Source organism: Streptomyces sp. NPDC088812 (assembly GCF_044750285.1).
Classification (GTDB): domain Bacteria; phylum Actinomycetota; class Actinomycetes; order Streptomycetales; family Streptomycetaceae; genus Streptomyces.
Genome location: NZ_JBIVJP010000048.1, coordinates 1 through 17396 on the forward strand (window position 1 = coordinate 1; position 17396 = coordinate 17396).

Below are 17396 nucleotides of genomic sequence, written 5' to 3' on the forward strand. Positions count from 1 at the left end.
CACACCCCGCCGCCGTCACCCCCGGCCTCTCACACCCCGCCGCCGTCACCCCCGGCCTCTCACACCCCGCCGCCGTCACCTCCGGCCTCTCACACCCCGCCGCCGTCACCTCCGGCCTCTCACACCCCCGCCGCCGTCACCTCCGGCCTCTCACACCCCCGCCGCCGTCACTCCCGGCCTCCCCGCCAGGGCCGCCGCGGCCGCGCCGACCAGCCCGGCGTCCGTGCCCATCCGCGCGGGCACGACCGTCAGCCGCCGGACGAACGACAGGGTCGCGTAGTCGACGAGGGACCGGCGCAGGGGCGCGAAGAGGACGTCGCCCGCCTCGGCGACGCCGCCGCCGATCACGGCTATGTCGATCTCGACGAGCGCCGCGGTGGCGGCGATGCCGGCCGCCAGGGCCCGCGCGGCACGCTCGAAGGAGGCCCGGGCGACGGGGTCGCCCGCGCGCGCCGCGACGGCCACCGCGGCGGCGGAGGTGTCGCCGTCGGGGCCGGGGCGCCAGCCGTTCCGCAGGGCGCGCCGGGAGATGTGCGGGCCGCTGGCGATCCGCTCCACGCAGCCACGCCCCCCGCACGCACAGGGGGCGCCGTCGAGTTCGACGCTGATGTGACCGATGTGGCCCGCGTTCCCGGTGGGGCCGGGATGCAGTCGTCCGCCGAGGACCAGGCCGCCGCCGACGCCGGTGGAGACCACCATGCACAGCGCGTTGTCGTGGCCGCGGGCGGCTCCCTGCCAGTGCTCGGCGGCGGTGAGGGCCACGCCGTCGCCGATCAGCACGACGGGCAGGTCCCCGACCGCGGCGCGCACCCGTTCCACCAGCGGGTAGTCGCGCCAGCCGGGCACGTTCACCGGGCTCACCGTGCCGGTGGAGGCGTCCACCGGGCCCGCGCTGCCGATACCGACGGCGCGCGCACGTCCCCACAGCGACGACGCCGTCAGCTCCGCCAGCACCTCCCGCACGGCGCGCATCACGGTGTCGCCGTCCTCCTGCGCGGGCGTGGGCCGCCTGGCGCGGAGCAGGATCGTTCCGTCGCCGTCCACCAGCGCTCCGGCGATCTTGGTGCCGCCGATGTCGAGCGCGGCCACGAGGTCGGTGTGCTTCACGTCTCGCTTCTCCCCCTCCACCATGGGAATCGGGCCGGCCGGTCCGGCGGTGGGGGACGCGGGCCGGAGATTGCGGTGGCCAGTCTCCCCCGCATCTGACAACGTTGTCCAGGCCCTATGCTCGTCGGCACATCCTCATACGACTCCCGGGGCTCCGCACCCCCGGGGACGACAGGACAGGACACCGCCCCGTGCCCGAGACGCCCAGCCGGCCCGTCGGACTCATCGGACCTCGCTACGGCAACCGTCCCACCATGAAGGACGTCGCCGCGCGCGCGGGCGTCGGGCTGAAGACCGTCTCGCGGGTGGTGAACGGCGAGCCGGGGGTCACCGCGCAGACGGAGCAGCGCGTCCAGGAGGCCATCGACGCGCTCGGCTTCCGCCGCAACGACAGCGCGCGGGTGCTGCGCAAGGGCCGTACCGCGAGCGTCGGCCTGGTCCTGGAGGACCTCGCCGACCCTTTCTACGGCCCGCTCAGCCGGGCGGTGGAGGAGGTGGCGAGGGCCCACGGCGCGCTGCTCATCAACGGCTCCAGCGCCGGGGACCCCGAGCGGGAGCAGGAGCTGGCGCTGGCGCTGTGCGCGCGCCGGGTGGACGGTCTGGTGGTCATCCCGGCCGGGGACGACCACCGGTACCTGGAGCCCGAGATCAGGGCGGGCGTCGCCACGGTCTTCGTCGACCGTCCGGCCGGGCGCATCGACGCCGACTGCGTCCTGTCGGACAACTTCGGCGGCGCCCGGCAGGGCGTGGCCCACCTCCTGGCGCACGGGCACCGCAGGATCGGCTTCATCGGCGACATGCCGCGCATCCACACCGCGGCGGAGCGCCTGCGCGGCTACCGGGCGGCCCTGGAGGACGCGGGCATACCCGTGGAGGACGCCTGGATGTCCCTGGGGACCACGGAACCGGCGCGGGTGCGCCGGGCGACCGAGGCGATGCTGTCGGGACCCGCTCCGGTCACGGCGGTGTTCACGGGCAACAACCGGGTGACCGTGACCGTCATCCGGGTGCTCGCCGAGCAGGCCCGGCCGGTCGCCCTCGTGGCCTTCGACGACCTGGAGCTCGCCGACCTGCTCCGGCCGGGCGTCACCGTGGTCGCCCAGGACGCTGCCGCCATCGGCCGCACCGCCGCCGTGCGTCTCTTCCAGCGGCTGGAGGGCACCCTGATCGCCCCGGAACGCGTCGTGCTGCCGACGCGGCTGATCACCCGCGGCTCGGGCGAGCTGCCCCCCGCGGACTGAGGACGGCGTGGACGGACAGGACGACGGACACCACGACGGGCATCACCACGGGCACGACGACGGACACCACGACGGGCACGACGACGGACGCCACAACGGAAGACATCAGGACAGGCACCACGAGGGGCGCACGCTGGAGGCGCTCGGTCTCGCCGACGCGCCGCGCGACCACCCGCTGACCTATCCCGGGGCCTGGCCCGAGGAGTCCGGTCTGCTCGACGGGGACCGGCTGCTGCCCCTGGACCGCCTGCTGTTCCCCGGCCGCACACCGGTCCTGGCCGTGGGCTCCAACGCCTGCCCTGGCCAGCTGCGCCACAAGATGGCCGAGTGCGGGGTCGCCTCGCCGGTCCCGATGGTGCGGACCCGGGTCACGGGCGTCGGCATCGGCGTCTCCGCGCACGTCAGCCGGCTGGGTTACGTGTCCGCCTCCCCGGTCCTCACCCCCCGCGTCACCCGGGAGTTGTTCGTCATCTGGCTGGACGCGGTACAGCTCGCCGTCGTAGACGCGACCGAGCCGCACTTCGACCGGGTCGGGCTGCCCGCCTCCCAGGTGCGGATCGAGCTGGAGAACGGCGACGAACTCACCGGCGCGTTCGTCTACGTCAATCGCCACGGCGTCCTGCACAACGGCACCGCCGCCCCGCGCAGCCATCCGGGACAGCGCGCCCTGATCAGCGAACTCCTGCTGGGATCGGCTGAGTTGAGGCGGCTGTTCGGCGAGACCCCGGAGGCGTTCTGCGCCGCGGCGCGGGCCGACGCGCTGCTGTGCGAGCGCGGTACCCGGCTGTTCGCGCGGGAGCGGCTGGTGACGCGTTCCGGGCTCGAACACCTTCGTGTCCGGTAGGTCCTGTCTTCGGATCCTGGCCCAGGGCGTCACGCGCCCGTACGGGACTGCCGGGCGGCAACCGCCCCCGGACCGGGCCCCGGGCCCCGGGCCCCTGGCCCCTGGCCCCTGGCCCCTGGCCCCTGGCCCCTGGCCTACTGTGCCGACGCCGTCAGATCGCCCCGCCGGGGCGCCGCGAAGCCCTCCAGGGCCGCCCGGGACAACCCGGTGGCGCCGGTCACCTCGGCGGGGTCGAGCGCACCGCAGTCCAGGCCGCGCAGCAGGTAGCCGCTGAGGGCCTTGGCGGTGGCCGGCTCGTCCATGACGTCGCCGGCGGCCCGGTCGGCGTACCGGGCCAGACGTTCGGCGGCCTGGACGAAGCCCTCGCGGTAGAAGGCGAAGACGGCCGCGTACCGGGTGGGGAGGTGGCCGGGGTGCATGTCCCAGCCCTGGTAGTAGGCGCGGGCGAGGGCCCGGCGGGTGAGGCCGTAGTGCAGCCGCCAGGCGTCGTGCACCCGCTCGGTGGGGCCGACGGGCAGGACGTTCGTGGAGCCGTCCGAGACGCGTACGCCGGTGCCGGCCGCCGCGACCTGCATGACGGCCTTGGCGTGGTCGGCGGCCGGGTGGTCACTGGCCTGGTGGGCGGCGGACACGCCGAGGCAGGCGCTGTAGTCGAACGTGCCGTAGTGCAGGCCGGTGGCGCGGCCCTCGGCCGCCTGGATCATACGGGCGACGCCGGCGGTGCCGTCGGCGGCGAGGACGGCCTGGCTGGTCTCGATCTGGATCTCGAAGCCGAGCCGGCCGGGCGCGAGACCACGGGCCTTCTCGAAGGCCTCCAGGAGCCGGACCATCGCGGTGACCTGCTGCGGGTACGTCACCTTGGGCAGGGTGAGGACCAGTCCGTCCGGCAGGCCGCCCGCCTCCGTCAGGCCGGTGAGGAAGATGTCCAGGGTGCGGATCCCCCGGTCGCGGACGGCGGCCTCCATGCACTTCATGCGGATGCCCATGTACGGCGCCGCCGTGCCCTTCGCGTACGCCTCGGCGATCAGACGCGCGGCACGGGCGGCCGCCTCGTCCTCCTCGGCGTCCGGACGGGGTCCGTAGCCGTCCTCGAAGTCGACGCGCATGTCTTCGATCGGCTCGCGCTCCAGCTTGGCACGCACCCGGGTGTACACCGGCTCGGCGAGGTCGCCGGACAGGCCGAGGACGGCGGCGAAGGACGCGGCGTCCGGGGCGTGCTCGTCGAGGGCGGCCAGCGCCCGGTCGCCCCAGGAGCGGAGGGTGTCGGCGGTGAAGGCGTCACCGGGCACGTAGACGGTGTGCACGGGCTGGCGGGTGCCGGGGTCGCCGGGGTAGAGGCGTTCGAGTTCGGCGTCGACCGGGGCGAGGGAGGCACTGATCTCCTCGCTGACGGCACCCGCGAGGCTCGTCGTCACGGTCTCCTGCTGGCCCTGACCCATCCCAGACCCTCCTGCTTTCCGCTTTACGGAATCAACAATCCGTAGTACGAAGTTATCCGTGGATCTTCCGGCCGGTCAACACCCTGTCCGTGCGCTGGTCACCCGACCGCCCCCGGGCCCCCTTCCGCACAGCCGTTCCCCCCTTCATCCTGGCTCACGAGGGGAGGACGCACATGGCGGTCACCAGGGGGACGACGCGCCGCACCGGGCTGAGAACCGTGGCGGCGGCGGCCGTCGCGATCCCCGTCCTCGGAGCGGTCCGCTCCTCCGGCCCCCGCACCCGCGAGGCGAGCGGACGTCCCCGCCCGGCGCCCGCCGTCCCTCCGCTGGACGTCATGACCTTCAACCTCCGCTTCCCGAGCACCGCGGAGCCCCACAGCTGGCCCACCCGCCGCCCGGTGATGCGCGCCCTGCTGCGCGCGGCGGCCCCGCACGTCATCGGCACCCAGGAGGGCGAGCCCCCGCAGCTGCGGGACATCGAGGCCGACCTGGGACCGCACTACGCCTGGATCGGCCGGGGGCGCGGCGGCGGCGACGAGGAGTCCATGGCCGTCTTCTACGACACCCGTCGGCTGGAACCGGTCGAGCACGCCCACTTCTGGCTCTCCGACACGCCCGCCGTGCGCGGCTCCAACACCTGGGGCGCGGCGTACCCGCGCATGGTCACCTGGGTCCGCTTCCGTGACGTCACCGCCGGGGGGCGGGAGTTCTGCCTGCTCAACACCCACCTCGACAACGAGAGCCAGTACGCGCGCCTGCGCTCCGTCTCCCTGATCGCCGCGCGGACGGCACGGTTCGACCCGTCCCTGCCGCTCGTGGTGACCGGCGACTTCAACGCCGTCGCCCACCGCGACCCGGTCTACGACGCCCTGCTCGCCACCGGTCTGGTGGACACCTGGGACACCGCGCGGCGGCGCGGCGCCGGGTACGGGACGTACCACGGCTACCGGGAGCTCACGCCGGGCGGGGCCCGGATCGACTGGATCCTGGTGCGTCCGGGCGTCACGGTGCACCGCGCGTGGGTCGACACCTTCTCGCTGGACGGCCGGTTCCCGAGCGACCATCTGCCGGTGTGCGCCACGCTCGGCCTGGGATGAGCCGAGGCCCCCGTGACTGCGTGGTCACGGAGGCCTCGGGGGTGCCCGGGAGCGGGCGGGTGATCAGCCCTTGCGGGTCTTGATCTCCTCGGTGAGCTGCGGGACGACGTCGAAGAGGTCGCCGACGACGCCGTAGTCGACCAGGTCGAAGATCGGGGCCTCGGGGTCCTTGTTGACGGCCACGATGGTCTTCGAGGTCTGCATGCCGGCGCGGTGCTGGATGGCACCGGAGATGCCGTTGGCGATGTACAGCTGCGGCGAGACGGACTTGCCGGTCTGGCCGACCTGGTTGGTGTGCGGGTACCAGCCGGCGTCCACCGCGGCGCGGGAGGCGCCGACGGCCGCGCCGAGGGAGTCGGCGAGGTCCTCGATGAGTCCGAAGTTCTCGGCGCCGTTGACGCCGCGGCCGCCGGAGACCACGATCGCGGCCTCGGTCAGCTCCGGGCGGCCGGTCGACTCGCGCGGGGTGCGGCCGGTGACCTTGGTGCCGGTGGCGAGCTCGCCGAAGGAGACCGCCAGGGCCTCGACCGTGCCGGCGGCCGGCGCGGCCTCGACGGCGGCGCTGTTGGGCTTGACGGTGATGACCGGGGTGCCCTTGACGACCCGGGACTTGGTGGTGAAGGACGCGGCGAACACCGACTGGGTGGCCACCGGGCCCTCGTCGCCGGCCTCCAGGTCGACGGCGTCGGTGATGATGCCCGAGCCGATGCGCAGCGCGAGGCGGGCGGCGATCTCCTTGCCCTCCGCGGAGGACGACACCAGCACGGCGGCCGGGGACACCTGCGCGTGGGCGGCCTGGAGCGCGTCCACCTTCGGTACGACGAGGTAGTCGGCGTACTCGGCGGCGTCGTGCGTGAGGACCTTCACCGCGCCGTGCTCGGCGAGCGTGGCGGCGGTGTTCTCCGCGCCGGCGCCGAGGGCGACGGCGACGGGCTCGCCGATGCGGCGGGCGAGGGTCAGCAGCTCCAGGGTGGGCTTGCGGACGGCGCCGTCCACGTGGTCGACGTAGACGAGGACTTCAGCCATGGGAATGCTCTCCTGCGTAACGATCTTGAGGGGCGGTCAGCGGATGCGGGGCTCAGATGAACTTCTGGCCCGCGAGGAACTCAGCGAGCTGCTTGCCGCCCTCGCCCTCGTCCTTGACGATCGTGCCGGCGGTGCGGGCCGGGCGCTCGGTCGCCGTCTCGACCTTGGTCCAGGCGCCGTCGAGGCCGACCTCCTCCGCCTCGATGTCGAGGTCGGACAGGTCCCAGGACTGAACCGGCTTCTTCTTGGCGGCCATGATGCCCTTGAAGGACGGGTAGCGCGCCTCGCCCGACTGGTCGGTGACCGACACCACGGCCGGCAGGGAGGCCTCCAGCTGCTCCGAGGCGGTGTCGCCGTCGCGGCGGCCCTTGACCGTGCCGTCCTCGACCGAGACCTCGGACAGCAGGGTGACCTGCGGTACACCCAGACGCTCGGCCACCAGGGCCGGGACGACGCCCATGGTGCCGTCGGTGGAGGCCATGCCGGAGATGACCAGGTCGTAGCCGGCCTTCTCGATGGCCTTGGCCAGCACCAACGAGGTGCCGATGGCGTCGGTGCCGTGCAGGTCGTCGTCCTCGACGTGGACCGCCTTGTCGGCGCCCATGGACAGCGCCTTGCGCAGCGCGTCCTTGGCGTCCTCCGGGCCCACCGTCAGGACGGTGATCTCGACGTCGTCGTCGGAGTTCTCGGAGATCTGCAGCGCCTGCTCGACCGCGTACTCGTCGAGCTCGGAGAGCAGACCGTCCACGTCGTCCCGGTCGACGGTCAGGTCATCGGCGAAGTGCCGGTCGCCAGTGGCGTCGGGCACGTACTTCACAGTGACAACGATCCTCAAGCTCACGCCGGCTCTCCTACTGCATCGTCAGTTCTCGGCTGCCTTCTTCCAGGCAGCATAGGCGCCACAAGCGGCCGATCCCGACCGGGGCGACCTGCGCTCCGACCGAAATATTACTCGCCAGTACATCGAGTTCATTCCCGCTAAGCAAGCGCTTTGAACTGTGACCTGTGCAACGCAGCGTAATCGGAATCCGACGGTTTCGCAGAAGAGCCCGGCGGCGGTCAGTCGCGCAGCGCGGTGAACCGGCCCTGGTGGTAGAGCAACGGCCGCCCGGCGCCCGCCGGATCGCCGTGCACGACCTCGGCCAGCACGATGCGGTGGTCCCCCGCGGGCACCCGCGCGACGACCCGGCACACCAGCCAGGCCAGGACGTCGTCGAGGACGGGGACACCCTCGGGACCCTCCTGCCAGGCCGTCGGCGCACCGAACCGGTCGGCGCCGCTGCGGGCGAAGGTGGCGGCCAGCTCCTGCTGGTGCTCGCCGAGTATGTGCACCCCGACGTGGTCGGCCTCGGAGAGCGCCGGCCAGCTGGAGGCGCCGGTGCCGACGCCGAACGACAGCAGCGGGGGCTGCGCGGAGACCGAGGTGAGGGAGGTGGCGGTGAAGCCGACCGGGCCGGTCCCGCCGGACGCGGTGATCACGGCCACACCCGCCGCGTGCCGGCGGAAGACGGAGCGCAGCAGGTCGGGGGAGGCGAGCTGAGGGGTGCGGAGACCGGGGACGGCCGTCATGGAGTTGTCCTTCTCGGGGGAGGGGCGCGGGCGTCGGGGGCGGCTCAACGGCCCGGACAGCACGCGCTCGCGGTACGCACCAGGTCGACGTGCGCCCGTCCGTGGAGAAGGGGGTCCTCAGGCATGGGGTCAGGCTGACGACGGATGGCCTGCACAGTCAAGTGCGTCCCGCCATCCGGAAGTGCCCTGACCTGCTCTGCGACGGACCTCACACCGGACGGCCTCACACCGCCTCCCCCAGGGCCGCGATGACGTCGGCCGTACGGGGCTGGCCCGCGGCGCGGCGCACGACGCGCCCGTCGGCGTCCAGGACCAGCACGGTGGGGGTCTTGAGGATGCCGAGTTCGCGGACGAGGTCGAGCCGGGCCTCGGCGTCGATCTCGACGTGCCGCACGCCCGGGACCATGCCGGACACCTCGCCGAGGATCCGGCGGGTCGCCCGGCAGGGGGCGCAGAAGGCGCTGGAGAACTGGACGAGCGTGGCCCGCTCGCCGAGTTCGTCCCCCAGCCGGTCCGCACCGAGCCGCTGTCCCTCGTCGCGCCCGCGCACGCGCACCCTCCCGCTCCGCCGCCGGTGCAGCACCCCGAAGACGCTCGCCGCCGCGAGCACCCCCGCACACACGAAAAGTCCGGTCATCGACGGCTCAAGCATTCACGAGACCGAAAAGATTCCCGTCCCCCTTCCGTCTTCCCGGTGCGGAATGCTTGATCCATGGACATCGATGCGAGGGGGCCGCGCTTCGGGGCGGCGGTCACGGCCGTCGTCCTGGCGGTCGTGCTGATCACCCGGAGCCCCTGGCTGCTGGCCTGGCAGACGCTGGCCTTCGCGCTCGGCGCGGCGGGCGGCGTGGGACGTTCGCCTTACGGATGGGCCTTCCGTACGGCCGTACGGCCGCGGCTCGGTCCGCCCAGGGAGTTCGAGGCGCCCCAGCCGCCGCGGTTCGCGCAGGCCGTGGGGCTGGTCTTCGCGGGGTCGGGACTGGCCGGGTTCACGCTGGGGCCGGAGTGGCTGGGGTACGCGGCCACCGCGGCGGCCCTGGCGGCCGCCTTCCTGAACGCCGTCTTCGGCTTCTGCCTGGGGTGCGAGATGTACCTGCTCGTACGGCGGGTGACGGTACGGGCGGAGTAAAGGGGACGTCAAAGCCCGAGGTGGATCAAGGTGCCACGTGACGAGGATCTCGCGGTTCACAGGCACCAGGACTGGCTGTCGGCGCGTTCTTCGGGCACGATCTGCGAGATGCCGTAAACCTACGGCTGCGTAACTTTGTCCGGGAGCCGTTCCCGGAGAGAGAAGGAAGGGTCCGCCCCGCCCATGGCAGAGCTTGTCTACCGCCCCGTCGTCGGCCTCGCCCAGACGCTCTTCAAGGTCTGGGACCTCAAGATCGACTGCCAGGGGTCGGAGAACATCCCGCGCTCGGGCGGAGCCGTGCTGGTGAGCAACCACATCAGCTACCTGGACTTCGTCTTCAACGGCCTGGCCGCGCTCCCGCAGAAGCGCCTCGTGCGGTTCATGGCCAAGGAGTCCGTCTTCCGGCACCGGATCTCCGGTCCGCTGATGCGCGGGATGAAGCACATCCCGGTGGACCGCAAGCAGGGCGAGACGGCGTACGCGCACGCCCTGGACTCGCTGCGCGCCGGCGAGGTCGTCGGGGTCTTCCCGGAGGCCACCATCTCCGAGTCGTTCACGCTGAAGAGCTTCAAGTCCGGTGCGGCCCGGCTGGCCCAGGAGGCGGGCGTCCCGCTGATCCCGATGGCCCTGTGGGGCACGCAGCGGCTGTGGACCAAGGGCCACCCGCGCAACTTCCGGCGCAGCCACACCCCGATCACCATCCGGGTCGGTGAGGCGGTGGAGGCCTCCCGCGACAAGTACGCGGGCGCGATCACCCGGCAGTTGCGCGGGCGCGTCCAGGAGCTGCTGGAGGCCGCCCAGCGCGCCTACCCGGTGCGCCCGAAGGACGCGAACGACACCTGGTGGATGCCGGCCCATCTGGGCGGTACCGCGCCGACGCCGGAACAGGTCCGCCAGGCCGAGGCCCGCTGACCGGCCGCTCGGCGCGCGGCGGGCCGCGCACGCCCTTCCCCTCCCCCAGCCAGGGCGAACGCCCTCCGCTCCCCCGGCTGGGGCGAACACCTTCCGCTCCCTCGGCCGGGGCGGCCGTCGACGACGGCCCGCCGGTGCTCACAGGGTGGTGGGCAGCGCCTTCCACAGGTTCGGCCGGTCGGGGGCGGCTTTCAGTGCTTCCAGGACGGCCGGGTGCGGCGCGGCGTACAGGACGGGGTGGTCCAGCTCCCCGGCCGCGGCGTCGGGGGTGAAGGCCAGCCGCTCGCCGGCCAGGGAGAACCGGGCGTCCACACCCGGCTTGTTGCCGCGCGGGTCCTGCCGGTGCCACGCGCCGTTGAAGCGGACGGCGACCAGCCCGTGCACCACGTCGAACCTCTGGTAGCACAGCGCGGTCGGGATGTCCTCCGCGCGGAGCAGCGCGGCCAGCGCGTGGGCCTTGGCGTAGCAGATGCCCGTCCTGTGCTCCAGGACGTCCGAGGCGCGCCAGGTGACGCGCAGATCACCGGAGTCCTGTGAGTGGGGAATGGTGTCCCGCACGAACTCGAACGCCAGTCGCGCATAGGCATACGAGTCTTCCGCGTCCTTGGCGAGCCGTCCGGCGGTGGCCCGCACCAGTGGGTGCTCATGGTCGATGACCTCGTCAGCGGCCAGATAGGCGGACAGGTCGGGGTTTTCCTGGATCAGCTCCATATCGGGAGAGCATAGGAACGCGATCACCCGAGAGTCAATGATTTTTCGAGTGACCGCATACTTATGCAATACGCCGAGGGTGCCGGGTCAGCGCGCCATCTCCTCCTTGAGCGCCGTCACGAAGGTGTCCACGTCCTCCTCCGTGGTGTCGAAGGCGCACATCCAGCGCACCACCCCGGCCGCCTCGTCCCAGAAGTAGAACCGGAACCGCTTCTGCAACCGCTCGGCCACGTCGTGCGGGAGCCGGGCGAAGACCCCGTTGGCCTGCACCGGATAGAGGATCTCCACGCCGTGCACGGCCCGCACGCCCTCGGCGAGCCGCTGCGCCATCTCGTTGGCGTGGCGGGCGTTGCGCAGCCACAGGTCCTTGGCCAGCAGGGCCTCCAGCTGCACCGACACGAAGCGCATCTTGGAGGCGAGCTGCATGGACAGCTTGCGCAGATGCTTCATGCGGCCCACGGCGTCCCTGTCGATGACGACGACGGCCTCGCCGAAGAGCGCGCCGTTCTTCGTGCCGCCCAGGGAGAGGATGTCGACGCCGGCCGCGTTGGTGAACGTCCGCATCGGCACGTCCAGGGAGGCCGCCGCGTTGGCTATCCGGGAGCCGTCGAGGTGCACCTTCATACCGTGCGCGTGGGCGTGGTCGCAGATCGCGCGGATCTCGTCCGGCGTGTAGAGGGTGCCGAGCTCCGTGCTCTGGGTGATCGACACCACCTGCGGCATCGCCCGGTGCTCGTCCTCCCAGCCGTACGCCTGGCGGTCGATCAGCTCGGGGGTGAGCTTGCCGTCGGGCGTGGGGACGGTGAGCAGCTTGAGGCCGCCCATGCGCTCGGGCGCGCCGCCCTCGTCCACGTTGATGTGGGCGCTCTCGGCGCAGATCACCGCGCCCCAGCGGTCGGTGACCGCCTGGAGCGCGACGACGTTGGCGCCGGTGCCGTTGAAGACCGGGAAGGCCTCCGCCGTGGGTCCGAAGTGGCTGCGGACGATCCGCTGGAGGCCGCCGGTGTACTCGTCCTCGCCGTAGGCGACCTGGTGGCCGCCGTTGGCCAGGGCGAGCGCGGCCATCACCTCCGGGTGGGCGCCGGCGTAGTTGTCGCTGGCGAAACCGCGGACCTGCGGGTCGTGGTGGCGACGAGCGTCGGTCTTCGGTGGGTTCACGGCTTCTCGGTGAGCCACAGACGGTGTCCGTTCACTTCGGCGGCGGGCTTCTCCCAGACTCCGGCGATGGCCTCGGCCAGGTCCCTCACGTCCGTGAAGCCCGCGAACTTCGCGTTGGGTCGGTCGGCGCGCATCGCGTCGTGCACCAGCGCCTTCACCACCAGGATCGCAGCCGCGGAGGACGGCCCGGCGGCGCCCCCCGCCTTGCGGAAGGCGTCGGCCAGCGCGAGCGTCCAGGCCTCGGCGGCGGCCTTGGCCGCGGCGTACGCGGCGTTGCCGGCGCTGGGCTTGGAGGCGCCGGCGGCGCTGATCAGCACGTACCGTCCGCGCTCGCTCGCCTGGAGGGGCTCGAAGAAGGCCAGCGAGGTGTGCTGGACGGTACGGATGAGGAGCAGTTCGAGGAAGTCCCAGTCGTCGAGGCTGGTCTTCACGAAGGTCTCGCTGCCGCGCCAGCCGCCGACGAGGTGGACGAGACCGTCGATGCGGCCGAACTCCTTCTCGATGTGGGCGGCCCACTCGCGGGTGGAGCGCAGGTCGAGCAGGTCGACCGGTTCGCCGGTGACGGTGGCGCCGCCGGCTCCGTAGCGGGCCGCGTCGACGGCCTCCGCCAGGCGCTCGGGGTCGTTGTCGGCGGCGACGACCGTCGCGCCCGCCTCCGCGAGGCGGAGCAGTGCCGCCCGGCCGGCGGGTCCGCCCGCGCCGGCCACCGCGACCACCGCACCGCTGAGAGCCCCGTTCCCCATGTCCTTCGCCTCCTGGTCAGCCGTGTTCCCGGTACGGCGGTCGCTCACGCGGCGATCCGCTCGGCGCCGCCCGCCGTGATGCCCTTGGTGGAGGCGATCACGTTCTTCAGCTTCTTGGCCAGTGCCTCATAGAACATGCTCAGCGGAAACTCGTCCGGAAGCACGTCGTCGACGAGTTTGCGCGGCGGCTGGGTCAGGTCCAGGGCGTCGGGGCCCTTGGCCCACCGGGAGCCGGGGTGCGGGGCGAGGTAGGCGGAGACCAGCTCGTAGCCGGCGAACCAGTGGACGAGCTTGGGGCGGTCGATGCCGTCGCGGTAGAGCTGCTCGATCTCGGCGCACAGCTCGTTGGTGACCTGCGGGGCGCGCTGCCAGTCGATGTGCAGCGTGTTGTCCGTCCAGCGCACCACGTCGTTGCGGTGGAGGTAGGCGAAGAGGAGCTGGCCGCCGAGGCCGTCGTAGTTGCGGACCCGCTCGCCGGTGACCGGGAAGCGGAACATGCGGTCGAAGAGCACCGCGTACTGCACGTCGCGGGCCTGCGGGACGCCGTCGGCCTGGAGCTTCACGGCCTCCTTGAAGGCGGTGAGGTCGCAGCGCAGCTCCTCCAGGCCGTACATCCAGAACGGCTGGCGCTGCTTGATCATGAACGGGTCGAAGGGCAGGTCGCCGTGGCTGTGGGTGCGGTCGTGGACCATGTCCCACAGGACGAAGGCCTCCTCGCAGCGCTTCTGGTCGTGGACCATCGCGGCGACGTCCTCGGGCAGCTCCAGGCCCAGGATGTCGACGGCGGCGGCGGTGACGCGGCGGAAGCGGGCCGCCTCGCGGTCGCAGAAGATGCCGCCCCAGGAGAAGCGTTCCGGCGCCTGGCGCACGGCGATGGTCTCGGGGAAGAGGACGGCCGAGTTGGTGTCGTAGCCGGCCGTGAAGTCCTCGAAGGTGATGCCGCAGAACAGCGGGTTGTCGTAGCGGGTGCGCTCCAGTTCGGCCAGCCAGTCGGGCCAGACCATGCGCAGCACGACCGCCTCCAGGTTGCGGTCGGGGTTGCCGTTCTGCGTGTACATCGGGAAGACGACCAGGTGCTGGAGGCCGTCGGCGCGGTGGGCCGCGGGCTGGAAGGCCAGCAGCGAGTCGAGGAAGTCCGGCACCTCGAAGCCGCCGTCGGCCCAGCGGCGCAGGTCCCGCACCAGGGCGTGGTGGTAGTCCGCGTCGTGCGGGAGCAGCGGGGAGAGCTCCTCGACGGCCTCGGCGACCTGGCGCACGGCGTGCTCGGCGTCGGCGCGCCCGGGGGCGCCCTCGGCCGAGAAGTCGATCGACCCGTCCTTCGACTGCCAGGGGCGGATCCGCTCCACGGCACCCTTGAGCACGGGCCACGCCGAGTGCTCCACCACCCTGGCCGCGGGAGGAACCTGTTCCTCCGAACCCACCTGCACAAGAATTTCCGTCATGACCCATCCTTCACGGGAGAACCTCGCGTAGGAACACCGTATGCGGAGGGGGTTTCCTCCAGCAAGAGGATCATCCGGAAATTATCCTGCTCACACTAGTGGTCACCGCGTTTTTTCCTGTCACACCCGGGACACTCGACGACTTTCGTCGGGGCGTCGCGGGTAGGGGAACCGTCGGCGCAGACACATGTCCATGTCGGCCCGGGGCGACTAGGCTGCGGGCTCTTCCAGCGCCGCCGACGACGGAAGCGAGTCGAGTCTTGAACCTCCTCACCATCGGTCACCGCGGAGTCATGGGTGTCGAGCCCGAGAACACCCTCCGGTCGTTCGTCGCCGCCGAGCACGCCGGCCTCGACGTCGTCGAACTCGATCTGCACCTGAGCAAGGACGGCGCGCTCGTGGTCATGCACGACGCGGACGTGGACCGCACGACCGACGGGAGCGGGCCGATCGCGGACCACACGCTGGCCGAGCTGCGCGCCCTCGACGCGGGGCGCGGCGAGCGGGTGCCCGTCTTCGAGGAGGTCCTGGAGGCGGTGTCGCTGCCCCTCCAGGCCGAGATCAAGGACGTGCAGGCGGCGCGGGCGCTCGCCGCGGTGATACACGAGCGGAACCTGGTGGAGCGGGTGGAGGTGTCCTCGTTCCACGACGAGGCCGTCGCCGAGATCGCCCGGCTGGTACCCGGGGTCCGCACGGCGCTCATCGGCAGCCTCCCCCGCTCTCGGACATGCTCGAGCGAGGGGACCCCCATCGGCCTGGACATCGTGGACCGGGCGGTGGCCGTCGGCGCCGCGACCGTGTGCCTGAACATCCGGCGGCTCACCCTGGAGACCGTCGAGCACGCCCGCGCGCACGGCCTGCGGATCATCGGCTGGGTGGTCAACACACCGGACCATCTGCGGCTGGTGCGGGCCCTGGAGCTGGACGGCGCCACCACCGACCACCCCGGGACCAAGCGCACCGGCCGCTTCACGGCGTGAGCCGCCCGACGTCCCGTCGTGACGCGTGCCCGGCGGCCGTCAGGCCAGGGGCTTGACCAGCAGCTCGAACCGGAGGTCGTCGCGCTGCGGGATGCCGAAGCGCTCGTCGCCGTACGGGAAGGGCGTCATCCGGCCCGTACGGCGGTAGCCGCGGCGCTCGTACCAGGCGATGAGGTCCTCGCGCACGGTGATCACCGTCATGTGCATCTCGGTGGCGCCCCACGCCGTGCGGGCCCGGCGCTCGGCCTCCGCCAGGACGGTCCGGCCCAGACCGCCGCCCTGCACCGTGGGACTGACCGCGAACAGGCCGAAGTAGGCGTGGTCGCCGCGGTGCTCGAGCTGGCAGCAGGCGACGAGCCGGCCGTCCCGCTCGGCGGTGATCACCAGCCCGTCGGGCGACGTGACGATGTCCAGCACGCCCTCGGGGTCGGTCCGCTGCCCCTGGAGGATGTCCGCCTCCGTGGTCCAGCCGGCCCGGCTGGACTCCCCGCGGTAGGCCGACTCCACGAGCGCGACGAGCGTGTCCACGTCGGCCTCGGTGGCATCACGGAAGACGAGATCGGTGGCGGTGGCATCCATACGGGCTTCTCCGGGGTGACGGGGGTGCGGCGCGGCTCGGGCTCCGCAGAGCCTAACTCTGTCCTAGTCTCCGTATGCATGGTGCATGTACTCAGCAGCCGGATCCTGCTCCGTCCCCTCGACCCCGACCGGTCCCGCGCCTTCTACGGCGAGCAGTTGGGCCTTCCCGTCTACCGTGAGTTCGGTACGGGGCAGGAGCGGGGCACCGTCTACTTCCTCGGCGGCGGCTTCCTGGAGGTCTCGGGCCGCTCGCAGACGCCGCCGGACCCCGCCGTACGGCTGTGGGTGCAGGTGCCGGACGTCGCGGCGGCCCACGACGAGCTGCGCGCGAAGGGCGTCGGGATCGTCCGGCCGCCGGTGAGGGAGCCGTGGGGCCTGCTGGAGATGTGGGTCGCGGACCCGGACGGGACCCCGATCGTGCTGGTGGAGGTGCCGGCCGACCATCCGCTGCGGTACCGGCCGGGGATCTGAGGCCAGCGGATGCCGGGCCCGGGGTCCGGGCTTAGCGTGCTGGAGGGGGTGCTCCCTTCGGAAGGAACGCGATGAAGCTCGACGCGCCCGTGCCCGGCGGGCCCTGCTGGGCCGAGCTGGGCACCAGTGACCTGGAGGCGGCCCGGCGGTTCTACGGGGAACTGTTCGGCTGGCGGTCCGAGACGGATTCCCGGCAGGAGGCGGGCGGCTACACCGTCGCGCACCTCGGTGACGCGGCCGCCGCCGCGCTCAGTCCCCTGTACCAGGAGAGCCGGCCCGTCGCCTGGAGCGTCTCGTTCGCGGTCTCCGACGCCGATGTCACCGCGCGGCTGATCGAGGAGGCAGGGGGCAAGGTGCTGGTCGGCCCGATGGACGTGTTCGACGCGGGCCGTTTCGTGGTCGCCCTCGACCCGGGCGGCGCCGCCTTCCAGCTCTGGCAGGCGCGGGCCTTCCCGGGGGCCGGGGTGTTCAACGCGCCCGGCTCCCTGGGCTGGGTGGAGCTGATGTCCCGCGACCCGGGACGGGCGGAGACCTTCTACACGACGGTGTTCGGCTGGACCGTGCGCCCCTCGGAGCACTACACGCAGTGGGGCGTGGGCGGCGTGGACTTCGGCGGCATGGTCACGATGGACGACAAGTTCCCGCCCGAGGTGCCGCCGCACTGGCTGCCGTACTTCGCGGTCGCCGACGTGGACGCCGGCGCCGCGACGGCGGAGCGGGCGGGCGGCACGGCGCTGATGGAACCGACCTCGCTGCCGGACGGCCCGCGGATCGCGGTGCTGCGCGATCCGCAGGGCGCGATGTTCGGTGTCTACCGGGCCGGTGACGAGGGGTAGTCGGCCACGGGCGTCGCGGGGGTGCCTCTATGTCTTTCGTCAAGGCACCCTCGTCGGGTTTGGGGTAGTTCGGGCTCGTCGCGGTTATGCGGCGAGCCCGATGGTTTTCGGT

The 17396-nt window shown here is 72.5% G+C and carries 20 protein-coding genes; 8 read left to right on the plus strand and 12 right to left on the minus strand.

Features of this window, described 5'->3' with window-relative positions:
* Positions 1-150: 150 nt before the first annotated feature.
* Positions 151-1107 (minus strand): ROK family protein, encoded by a 957-nt coding sequence (locus tag ACIP67_RS42855; RefSeq protein ID WP_401700077.1) that lies wholly within the window; start codon positions 1105-1107, stop codon positions 151-153.
* A 191-nt stretch (positions 1108-1298) separates the two neighbouring features.
* On the opposite strand from ACIP67_RS42855, the gene ACIP67_RS42860 reads away from it, so the two are divergent.
* The gene (locus ACIP67_RS42860; protein ID WP_401700079.1) at positions 1299-2348 is read left to right on the plus strand and encodes a LacI family DNA-binding transcriptional regulator; all 1050 of its coding nucleotides are present in this window, start codon (positions 1299-1301) and stop codon (positions 2346-2348) included.
* Positions 2349-2481: 133 nt separating this feature from the next.
* Positions 2482-3192, plus strand: a complete 711-nt coding sequence (locus ACIP67_RS42865; protein WP_401700104.1) for a hypothetical protein — start codon at positions 2482-2484, stop codon at positions 3190-3192.
* A gap of 134 nt (positions 3193-3326) precedes the next feature.
* On the opposite strand, the gene ACIP67_RS42870 is transcribed toward ACIP67_RS42865, so the two are convergent.
* Complete coding sequence (locus ACIP67_RS42870) at positions 3327-4631, minus strand: DUF6986 family protein (RefSeq protein ID WP_401700081.1); 1305 nt, start codon at positions 4629-4631, stop codon at positions 3327-3329.
* Positions 4632-4804: 173 nt separating this feature from the next.
* On the opposite strand from ACIP67_RS42870, the gene ACIP67_RS42875 reads away from it, so the two are divergent.
* Positions 4805-5728: an endonuclease/exonuclease/phosphatase family protein gene (locus tag ACIP67_RS42875; RefSeq protein WP_401700083.1), complete on the plus strand. Its 924-nt coding sequence runs from the start codon at positions 4805-4807 to the stop codon at positions 5726-5728.
* A 63-nt stretch (positions 5729-5791) separates the two neighbouring features.
* Here the strand turns inward: ACIP67_RS42875 and ACIP67_RS42880 are convergent, their stop codons facing one another.
* The 5 genes from ACIP67_RS42880 to ACIP67_RS42900 form a co-directional block, all read right to left on the minus strand.
* Positions 5792-6754, minus strand: a complete 963-nt coding sequence (locus tag ACIP67_RS42880; RefSeq protein WP_401700084.1) for an electron transfer flavoprotein subunit alpha/FixB family protein — start codon at positions 6752-6754, stop codon at positions 5792-5794.
* 52 nt (positions 6755-6806) lie between these two features.
* The gene (locus ACIP67_RS42885) at positions 6807-7595 is read right to left on the minus strand and encodes an electron transfer flavoprotein subunit beta/FixA family protein (RefSeq protein ID WP_401700085.1); all 789 of its coding nucleotides are present in this window, start codon (positions 7593-7595) and stop codon (positions 6807-6809) included.
* A gap of 218 nt (positions 7596-7813) precedes the next feature.
* Positions 7814-8323 (minus strand): flavin reductase family protein, encoded by a 510-nt coding sequence (locus tag ACIP67_RS42890; RefSeq protein ID WP_401700086.1) that lies wholly within the window; start codon positions 8321-8323, stop codon positions 7814-7816.
* A gap of 44 nt (positions 8324-8367) precedes the next feature.
* On the minus strand, positions 8368-8448 hold the full coding sequence (locus ACIP67_RS42895) for a putative leader peptide (protein ID WP_385063140.1): 81 nt from the start codon (positions 8446-8448) through the stop codon (positions 8368-8370).
* Between the two features lie 98 nt (positions 8449-8546).
* Positions 8547-8960 carry a TlpA family protein disulfide reductase gene (locus ACIP67_RS42900; RefSeq protein WP_401700087.1) on the minus strand — a complete coding sequence of 138 codons (414 nt, stop codon included), beginning with the start codon at positions 8958-8960 and terminating at the stop codon, positions 8547-8549.
* Between the two features lie 75 nt (positions 8961-9035).
* Between ACIP67_RS42900 and ACIP67_RS42905 the strand changes: the two genes are divergently transcribed.
* Together ACIP67_RS42905 and ACIP67_RS42910 are read left to right on the plus strand one after the other, a co-directional pair.
* On the plus strand, positions 9036-9452 hold the full coding sequence (locus ACIP67_RS42905) for a DUF4395 domain-containing protein (RefSeq protein ID WP_401700088.1): 417 nt from the start codon (positions 9036-9038) through the stop codon (positions 9450-9452).
* A 183-nt stretch (positions 9453-9635) separates the two neighbouring features.
* Positions 9636-10364 carry a lysophospholipid acyltransferase family protein gene (locus ACIP67_RS42910; protein WP_401700090.1) on the plus strand — a complete coding sequence of 243 codons (729 nt, stop codon included), beginning with the start codon at positions 9636-9638 and terminating at the stop codon, positions 10362-10364.
* A 138-nt stretch (positions 10365-10502) separates the two neighbouring features.
* On the opposite strand, the gene ACIP67_RS42915 is transcribed toward ACIP67_RS42910, so the two are convergent.
* From ACIP67_RS42915 to ACIP67_RS42930, 4 genes are all read right to left on the minus strand, one after another.
* A complete protein-coding gene (locus tag ACIP67_RS42915) occupies positions 10503-11075 on the minus strand; it encodes a transglutaminase domain-containing protein (protein ID WP_401700091.1) in 573 nt (190 codons plus the stop codon).
* An 87-nt stretch (positions 11076-11162) separates the two neighbouring features.
* Positions 11163-12233: a threonine aldolase family protein gene (locus ACIP67_RS42920; protein ID WP_401700093.1), complete on the minus strand. Its 1071-nt coding sequence runs from the start codon at positions 12231-12233 to the stop codon at positions 11163-11165.
* Positions 12230-12976 carry an SDR family NAD(P)-dependent oxidoreductase gene (locus ACIP67_RS42925; protein WP_401700107.1) on the minus strand — a complete coding sequence of 249 codons (747 nt, stop codon included), beginning with the start codon at positions 12974-12976 and terminating at the stop codon, positions 12230-12232. Before ACIP67_RS42925 ends, ACIP67_RS42920 begins: the two co-directional genes overlap by 4 nt.
* 44 nt (positions 12977-13020) lie before the next feature.
* Complete coding sequence (locus ACIP67_RS42930; protein WP_401700094.1) at positions 13021-14418, minus strand: DUF6421 family protein; 1398 nt, start codon at positions 14416-14418, stop codon at positions 13021-13023.
* A 260-nt stretch (positions 14419-14678) separates the two neighbouring features.
* Between ACIP67_RS42930 and ACIP67_RS42935 the strand changes: the two genes are divergently transcribed.
* Positions 14679-15398: a glycerophosphodiester phosphodiesterase gene (locus tag ACIP67_RS42935; RefSeq protein ID WP_401700096.1), complete on the plus strand. Its 720-nt coding sequence runs from the start codon at positions 14679-14681 to the stop codon at positions 15396-15398.
* 39 nt (positions 15399-15437) lie between these two features.
* On the opposite strand, the gene ACIP67_RS42940 is transcribed toward ACIP67_RS42935, so the two are convergent.
* Positions 15438-15977, minus strand: coding sequence for a GNAT family N-acetyltransferase (locus tag ACIP67_RS42940; protein WP_401700098.1), 540 nt, complete (start codon positions 15975-15977; stop codon positions 15438-15440).
* Positions 15978-16055: 78 nt separating this feature from the next.
* Between ACIP67_RS42940 and ACIP67_RS42945 the strand changes: the two genes are divergently transcribed.
* Both ACIP67_RS42945 and ACIP67_RS42950 read left to right on the plus strand, forming a co-directional pair.
* On the plus strand, positions 16056-16448 hold the full coding sequence (locus tag ACIP67_RS42945; protein WP_401700100.1) for a VOC family protein: 393 nt from the start codon (positions 16056-16058) through the stop codon (positions 16446-16448).
* A gap of 71 nt (positions 16449-16519) precedes the next feature.
* Positions 16520-17284 carry a VOC family protein gene (locus tag ACIP67_RS42950; protein WP_401700102.1) on the plus strand — a complete coding sequence of 255 codons (765 nt, stop codon included), beginning with the start codon at positions 16520-16522 and terminating at the stop codon, positions 17282-17284.
* Positions 17285-17396: the final 112 nt, after the last annotated feature.